At 53.9% G+C, this 822-nt stretch carries 2 protein-coding genes; one reads left to right on the forward strand and one right to left on the reverse strand.

The genetic code is table 11. The annotated features are described in order from the left end of the window. Window positions 1–160: 160 nt before the first annotated feature. Window positions 161–370: a hypothetical protein gene (locus OKB81_RS20650; RefSeq protein ID WP_011707516.1), complete on the forward strand. Its 210-nt coding sequence runs from the start codon at window positions 161–163 to the stop codon at window positions 368–370. On the opposite strand, the gene OKB81_RS20655 is transcribed toward OKB81_RS20650, so the two are convergent. Next, window positions 365–637, reverse strand: a complete 273-nt coding sequence (locus OKB81_RS20655) for a late competence development ComFB family protein (protein WP_016352123.1) — start codon at window positions 635–637, stop codon at window positions 365–367. The two genes, OKB81_RS20650 and OKB81_RS20655, sit on opposite strands and share 6 nt — an antisense overlap. Between the last annotated feature and the right edge of the window lie 185 nt (window positions 638–822).

Raw genomic sequence — 822 nt, forward strand, 5'->3', positions numbered from 1 at the left:
AGATGACGTGAGCGCGTTAAGGATCAGGGTGTTCACGTTGGCCGGAATGGCTGTTCAACTTCACCGGAATACGCACCATTCGACTCCGATAGAAAAGTCCGATTGCATACTCCTAAAATACAAATGATAATTGTTATCAGTTGTTGGAGAGGAGTGTGTCATGAGATGGATAGTGAGAGCCATGCTGCTGATCGGGCTGCTGGCGATCCTGATCTGGGGTCAGGACAAGGCATACGGTATGTGGAGCCTGGGCTTCTTGCTGGCCGCCTGGGTCATGCTCGAACCCAGGCTGAGGCCTGCGCTGATCCTGCTGCCGGTGGCCGGTATGACGGGAGTCGCGGCCCTGATCTGGCAACAGCCCTGGTTATGACGAGGTGGCCGGGGCGCTTTGCACCTTCTCTTGCGCCAGCTTGAGCGACTCGATGACGTTTTTCTCCATCTCGGTACGCTTGGCATCGGTCAGGAAGTAGATCATGTCGACGTCGTGACGAATGTAGTGGGAGGGCAGCTGGTTCAGGGTCAGACAGCAGAGATCGGCCATCTGGTTGGCGCTCAGCTTCTGGTTGAGTCCCTGTCTCTCAATCTCCTTGAGCACCAGATGCTCGTAGAAGTTGTGAATGTCGGTATCCAGTATCATATGCGTTCCTTGGCATGACGATGGGCGGTGAGTCGTCAAAAGCATAGTCATAACAAGGGGTAAAAACAAAAGGCCCATCACTTTCGTGATGGGCCTTTTGCATAAGTAATGGTGCGAAGAGAGGGACTCGAACCCTCACATCCGTGGGACACTAACACCTGAAGCTAGCGCGTCTACCAATTCCG

This window comes from Aeromonas sp. QDB56, assembly GCF_027705505.1.
Taxonomy (GTDB): Bacteria; Pseudomonadota; Gammaproteobacteria; order Enterobacterales; family Aeromonadaceae; genus Aeromonas; species Aeromonas caviae.